We start from the raw sequence: 6,639 nt of genomic DNA on the forward strand, positions 1-6,639 counted from the left end.
AGCGCCCGGAGATTATTGGGCTGAATAGAATCGGAAGAGCTTAGCGAGCGCTCACTAGGGAGTAGCGTATCCGAGAGCGAATAGCCACGCGGTGCCCACAGCACCCCAAATAATAATATTTACGAGCGAAGACAGGAAGCCCAGCTTGAACCATTCGCCCACACTGAAATACCCCGATCCGTAGTACACCCCTGCCGGTCCAGAGGCATAGTGAGTGATACCGCCGATAAGGTTGCCGGTAAAGCCGAGGAAAAGTGCGGCGAACATTGGGGGAGTACCCGCCGAAATTGCTGCCCCCAGGAACACAGCATAGAGGGCGACAATCTGCGCGGTGTTAGAAGCAAACATGTAGTGAATGTAGAAGTACACCAGAATCAGAATGCCAAAGGCGAGCGGCCAGGACATACCCGCAACGCTGTGTGCAGCGCGGTCACCTACCCAATCAACAACCTTGAGCTTCTTGAGCTGATCCGCCATGCCCACAAGCACCGCGAAAAAAATGAGGGTGGACCAAGCGCTGGAGTTATTCGCCATATCTTTCCAGGTGAGCACTTTAGTCACAAGAAGAATTGCGATGCCGAAGAAGGCTGCACTGGTCGCGCTAATACCCCAGGATGTGCCGCCAATCCATAGGGCTAACAGCAGTACGAAGGTACCGAGCATAATCCATTCCGACACGCTTAAGGGGCCCATCTCGGCAAGCTCTTTGCGTGCATGGTCGGGAGCATCAGGGGTGTGCTTGATAGTCGGCGGGTATACCTTCGAGATAAACCAAGGCATAACAGCAAGGGCAATCAGGCCGGGAGCTAACGCGGCAAGCGCCCAGGTGCCCCAGTCCAGATGCAGTCCTTTTTCTTGAGCAAATTTTTGAGCCAGCGGGTTACCAGCCATTGCTGTCACGAACATTGCGGCAGTGATGGTATTGACCTGCGCCTCAGTCATGAGCAGATAAGAGCCCAGCTTGCGGCGTTTCTCGGGGGTCTCGTTGGTAGAGCCATTCACCTCAGCAAGAGAGCGAATAATTGGGTAAATCACGCCACCCGCGCGAGCCGTATTTGAAGGAGTCGCCGGTGCAAGCACGAGGTCTGTGATCGCCATGCCGTAAGAAAGCCCGAGGGAAGACTTACCGAGCATGCGCACAAACAATAGGGCGATGCGTTTTCCTAACCCGGTAATGAGGAACCCATCGGCGATAAAGAACGCGGCAACAATAATCCAGATTGAGTCGTTGCCGAAGCCTTTAAGCGCTTCTTCTTTAGCGTTCATGGTACCGGTGATCATTGCAGCGCCGAGACCAATAAGCGCCACTGATGGGGTCGGCAGCGGCTGGAAGATAAGACCTAGGATAGTACCGGCAAAGATAGCGAGCATATGCATTCCACGTGGTTCCACCCCCGGGGGTACGGGAATAAACCAGATGGCTACAGTAACCGCGAGAATCACCGCAACTTTGACGATGAGAGCAGTATTAGCCTGCTTGGGTTTTTCGGGAGGTTGCGATTGCTCATTGCGAGCGGTGGCATCGGGTTCGGATGTCGAGGACGATTGGCTCATGTCCGTACTCCTTTGAAACGAAACTTGATAGGCGCACACGTGCAGTGTGCATACGGTTTCGTCAGCGTTCTTATGCTGTGAATGTGTTGGTATCTGATGGTTTATGTGGGAATACCCTTCAGACGTTTTAAGTTTACGTCTAGAATCACCTTTCAGAAAAGGGTTTGCCCGCAAAAACACAGGGCTTCCTTGGTTTCCCTTACTTTCGCTGAACAGTCGGGAATGATGCGCCAACCCGGTAGAATAAAATCCGTGGAAATCCTTCGTGAACAAGGCCCAAAATCCGGTGAACTCCTAATGCACCACGACGATACCGTGGCAATGCTGCGCGAGGTCGCAGCGGGAAAACGCCCCGCAACCCTGCGCATCTATCAGCCGAACCCTACCGTCGCCTTCGGCCGTCGCGATGAGCTCAATCCAGGATTTACCGCCGCCGCCCAGGCGTGCCGTGATCTCGGATACGACATACTCGTGCGTAAAGTAGGCGGTCACGCGGCCGCCTACCACACCGGCTGCCTCGTCATCGATCATTTTCAGCCCGCCGAAGACGCAAAAACCGGAAACAACCTGCGTTACAAACTTTTCGGAGAAATGTACGCCCAAGCCCTGCAACTCGTCGGGGTGGATGCGGCGGTCGGCGAAATCCCCCAAGAATACTGCCCCGGAGAATACTCCGTATACGCCCGACTAGGCGGCGAACATGCTGGGGAGCGCATCAAACTCGTGGGGACCGCACAGCGCGTTATTCAGGGCGGCTGGTGGTTCAGCACGGGAATCGTTGTATACAATTCGGTATCTCTACGCGAGGTTATTTCGCGGGTATACGATGCTCTAGGCATGCCCCTGAACCCTGCAACTGTAGGTGCCGCCGAAGACGCAAACCCCGCTTTGCTCATGGAAGACCTCGAAGACGCGATTTTAGAGATTTATGCACAGAACGGCTTCAAATAGCCATTATGCGCCAAGGCAGCGTTCCCGCCTTATGTCCGCTAAAACTATCGGCGGTTCCCACATAATCCATGCAGCTGCACGGCACCCCTAGCAAGACAATAAAGATAAGTTCACCGTAGACTGGTAATACGACCGCCCTCACACCTCAAGGAGAGCATATGCGCTGGGGACAAATTCAAGACGACAAAGGCCGCCGCGCCGTCTGCATGCACGAAAAAACCATCTATGAACTCCCCGCAAAACTCTCACCCCTACTCCAGTTCTACAGCCGTTACCGCACCAACTTCGGCGACCCTGCCAACGCGGCGAGTATCCTCCGTGAAAACGGTGCTACAACACTAGGACACGGCGAAGAACTCTGGAATACCCTACGCTTCGTACGACCGCTGGATCGCCCTGGAAAAGTCCTTTGTGCCGGGCTCAACTACCGCGATCACGCCGAAGAAATGGGACTCGAAATCCCGAAGTATCCCACCATCTTCACGAAATATCCAAACGCACTCATCGGCCCCAACGAAGAAATTCAGATGCCTTCTGCAAACGAAACCGGAAGCACAAAAATAGACTGGGAGGTCGAACTTTGCCTTGTTATTGGGCAAAAGATGCGCCGGGTAGACGAAGAAGAAGCGCTCGCTGGACTGCTGGGGTACACCATTTTCAACGATGTTTCGGTGCGCGACTGGCAGGGACGTACCAGCGAATGGTTCCAGGGTAAAAACTGGGATAGCATGACACCGTTTGGTCCCTATATTGTGGCGACGGACGAGCTTGACCCTACCTGCGGACTTGATCTTACCTGCGAAGTTGACGGCGAGATACGTCAGCACGGTAATACCTCTGACATGATTTTTACTTCTGCACAGCTTATCTCATATATCTCGCAGTTCATGACCCTAGAACCCGGCGACCTCATCGCTACCGGAACTCCCGCCGGAGTAGGGCTTTCACTGCACCCACGGAACTGGCTTAAGCCTGGGCAGACTCTAGTAACCCGCATTGAAGGAATTGGCGCTATCAGTAACAGGTGCTCGCGGCCTTATAGCGGATAAGACAAGGTTTATTCAGATGGTTGGGTAAACGCTGCAAAAAAGTGCAGTACCGTATGGTCTGCGCGTTCGTTCCCCGCTTTGTATTTAAAGTACCTGCATCCTCACCCATGTAAAGGAGAGGATGCAGGTACTTTTGTTGACCTGAACCTTTGTGCGCGATAAGGGGGTGTTAGGAAACGTAACCTAAGGTTTGACGGAGAAGGGAGCCTGCTAGAGTGAGAATAAACGGAAACGATGGGGCTCGCATAGTCTAAGAGGACTGTGAGGTTTTGGGCAGTCCATATTTCATGTAAAGGAGGAAAACGCCTAGTCAGTACGTTAATGTCACAATTTGGTGAGAAGTTTGTAGCGTATTGACCTATAAAAAGGCGTTTATATAAAATTATGTTTATGGATAAGGGTTCAGGTCAGACGGAACCACGAGACTGGGAACAAGAATTCGGTGCATCCGTAGCAATTTTCTCAGCACTCGCCAATCCGTTAAGACTTGCGATTGCACACCATTTGGTGGAGCGTCCACATAGTGTGAGCGAACTGCATACCTGCTTGGGTATTTCGCAGCCGCTCGCCTCGCATCATTTGCGCATCCTTCGAGAGGCGCATGTTGTTGAAGGGGAGCAGCACGGCAGAACCACTATCTACAAATTGTTAGACCACCACATCAGTCACATTGTGAAGGATGTGCACGAACACACGAAACACACCGGCGATTAGCTCGGTTTATCTGAGGAGAGATCATGACCACCGTTGCACCCCACCGTCATTCCGAAAGCCACGCACATACCCACGGACCTTCATGTGGTCACCAGGCAGTTATTCACTTAGATCACGTAGACTACCTGCATGACGGGCACGCGCACCGCGAGCACGAAGGGCACTACGATGAGTGCAACGTATGCTCCTGCGGCAACTGCTCTGACCTGTGCGTCAACTGCACCTGCGATAACTGCACCTGCCCGACCTGTAACCATGCGGTTTGCGAATGCGCACACTGCAATGATTCTTGCGCCAACTGCGCATGTGATGACTGCGCATGCCCCACATGCCAGCACGCAGCATAAGCAATTTTTAGACTATAAACCCGCCCGGCGTACTCTATGAGGGTGCGCCGGGCGGGTTCTGTATAAGGGCCTCTGTTGTATTCAAAGTGTATAGGGCGTGTGTCATTGTGCGCGTTATCTAAATATAGTCTTTTGGGTGCAATTCTTAAGGGTGGTTCTGCGTGGAAGTTGAGTTTTTAAATGTAAACTCGAAAGTCTAATATCTTTAATGTTTTGAATAAAATCCACAGAGTTGTTTATTGATAAATGGTTATATATCGCGGGTGAATCGCTAAATATTTTGAATCATCGTAGAGTAATAGATATGACTTCTTCTGAGTCCATTTAGTACGTGCGAATAAGCTGTTCCATCGGAGGAATGGCGCATGGAACGTGTGGTTTTTAGAGTTGGTCTTATCTTATTCCCCCAGCCACTTTTTGAGGATGTGTTCACCGATGAATACTCGTATCCCTGTTTTGTCTCGTCGTGCCCTTATGAGCACTTTAAGCATTTCTGGGCTTGCTGTGTTGCTATCTGCGTGTGGGGAGGGATCGAAGCCTGCTGGAGCGGCTACTGAGAGTTCGAGTTCTTCTAGCGCGAAAGGTGCTGGTGCTTCCAGTTCTGCTTCTGTTTCCTCAAGCGAGAGCCCTTCGCCGTCGTCGAGTGTGCCGCAGCATTATTCGGGGAACTCGAAAGCACCAGATGGAGAATTCCGTGCCGCTGATGTGTATGGTCCTGCGCAGAATGTTCCGAAGCCGAAGACGGAGGAGGGGTATACGAATGCTTCCTTGGAGGGGATGACTAAGTCGGTAAAAGCCTGGACGGAATGGCGTAACTATGGGCTTCAGACCGGGGATTTCAAAGAGGCCTATAAATATATCAGTAAGAACTTCACAGATGAACAGAAGACCTATGATTTTGATACTCGTCTTTATAAAAAGGGCGGGTGGATTGTAGGTGGAGATGTGCATGGCTACGAGTTCCATGGTGAGCCTATTAACCACGGCGGTGGTAAATATAAGTGGAAGTTCTTCATGGCTTGGCCACATCTCATCTATATTGAGGCTGATGGAGAGCACTATAAGGAAGTTGTTAATAAAGATTACGAGAATAACTGGTATATGATGACTCTTCACCATGATGGGAATCGGTGGCTTATCGATAGCGTTGAGTTCTTGGATATGAAGGGTGAGAAGAATGAAGAATAGAGCTCTTCCACGCCTAATGATTACATCATTGGTATGTGCCTCACTTTTTCAAGGTGTTCCAGTTATGGGTGATCCTCTCTGCGGTAATTCGGATTCTTCACTATGGTGTTCAGAACAGGAGATATCTCAAAGCCAACAGTGGCGCGGTGGGAGACAATCGCCAGAGCAAAATATAGGACAGTATCCAAATGCCGATCTGCACACGTCTCAGGAAAATAATGAACGTCGTCAAGATGAGTGGACGAGATGGTATCGGGAGCATCATCATGGGAATCTTGGGTTCGCTCAAGATAAAAGTGGTGCTAATAAGTCGTTTAGATTTGATGTTGCAAATGATGGTTCGTACTGTGTTAGTCGTGATGGGCGTGTGGGCCAGTATAAAGAATTTACTGATGATGGTCAGGCTAAACCTGTTGGGGAGACGATTACGAATCATCTGTTCGGTGATACCTGCACCCTGAACGACCCGGAAGCAGCACAGCAAGCCCAAAGCGAGTACGAGCGGATTATCACCGAGATGCGCACCCATTTGCTGGAGCTGATCCCGGCACACCCACACCTGACTTTGGATAGTGCGCATCCACCACATACGAGTAAGGGTGAGGAAACGAACTTCTACACCACTCTAGAAGGCAGTTCCAACTTATTTGAAGGGGATTTACCGATTGGACGCACTAGGATTCGGGCGGTTCCGGTGGCGTATCGGTATGAGTATGGAGACGGGCAGGAGCTGAGAACCCATCAACCCGGTACACCCCGAAGCAGCAGTAGTACCACCACCACTTCCTCTTCGGGGGTGAAGGAGACGTCGACGAGTTATGCGTATCCGCAGGTGG

At 51.4% G+C, this 6,639-nt stretch carries 7 protein-coding genes; 5 read left to right on the plus strand and 2 right to left on the minus strand.

Annotation, left to right across the window (positions count from 1 at the left end):
- Positions 1 to 54 precede the first annotated feature (54 nt).
- On the minus strand, positions 55 to 1,554 hold the full coding sequence (locus HMPREF2554_RS06160) for an anion permease (RefSeq protein ID WP_013399160.1): 1,500 nt from the start codon (positions 1,552 to 1,554) through the stop codon (positions 55 to 57).
- 252 nt (positions 1,555 to 1,806) lie between these two features.
- Here HMPREF2554_RS06160 and HMPREF2554_RS06165 point away from each other — a divergent pair, with 252 nt between their 5' ends.
- The 3 genes from HMPREF2554_RS06165 (at position 1,807) to HMPREF2554_RS06175 (ending at position 4,268) form a co-directional block, all read left to right on the plus strand.
- The gene (locus tag HMPREF2554_RS06165) at positions 1,807 to 2,505 is read left to right on the plus strand and encodes a lipoate--protein ligase family protein (protein WP_041321800.1); all 699 of its coding nucleotides are present in this window, start codon (positions 1,807 to 1,809) and stop codon (positions 2,503 to 2,505) included.
- A 158-nt stretch (positions 2,506 to 2,663) separates the two neighbouring features.
- Positions 2,664 to 3,554 carry a fumarylacetoacetate hydrolase family protein gene (locus tag HMPREF2554_RS06170; protein WP_013399158.1) on the plus strand — a complete coding sequence of 297 codons (891 nt, stop codon included), beginning with the start codon at positions 2,664 to 2,666 and terminating at the stop codon, positions 3,552 to 3,554.
- Positions 3,555 to 3,944: 390 nt separating this feature from the next.
- On the plus strand, positions 3,945 to 4,268 hold the full coding sequence (locus HMPREF2554_RS06175; protein WP_244864729.1) for an ArsR/SmtB family transcription factor: 324 nt from the start codon (positions 3,945 to 3,947) through the stop codon (positions 4,266 to 4,268).
- A gap of 107 nt (positions 4,269 to 4,375) precedes the next feature.
- Here HMPREF2554_RS06175 and HMPREF2554_RS11675 read toward each other — a convergent pair whose 3' ends face one another.
- Complete coding sequence (locus HMPREF2554_RS11675) at positions 4,376 to 4,546, minus strand: hypothetical protein (RefSeq protein WP_004004779.1); 171 nt, start codon at positions 4,544 to 4,546, stop codon at positions 4,376 to 4,378.
- A gap of 504 nt (positions 4,547 to 5,050) precedes the next feature.
- On the opposite strand from HMPREF2554_RS11675, the gene HMPREF2554_RS06185 reads away from it, so the two are divergent.
- Complete coding sequence (locus HMPREF2554_RS06185) at positions 5,051 to 5,803, plus strand: DUF6318 family protein (protein ID WP_070554405.1); 753 nt, start codon at positions 5,051 to 5,053, stop codon at positions 5,801 to 5,803.
- A gap of 64 nt (positions 5,804 to 5,867) precedes the next feature.
- The coding region (locus HMPREF2554_RS11245; RefSeq protein ID WP_246826022.1) for a hypothetical protein at positions 5,868 to 6,639 on the plus strand (772 nt) is incomplete at its 3' end.

This window comes from Rothia sp. HMSC071F11 (assembly GCF_001809115.1).
GTDB lineage: Bacteria > Actinomycetota > Actinomycetes > Actinomycetales > Micrococcaceae > Rothia > Rothia dentocariosa.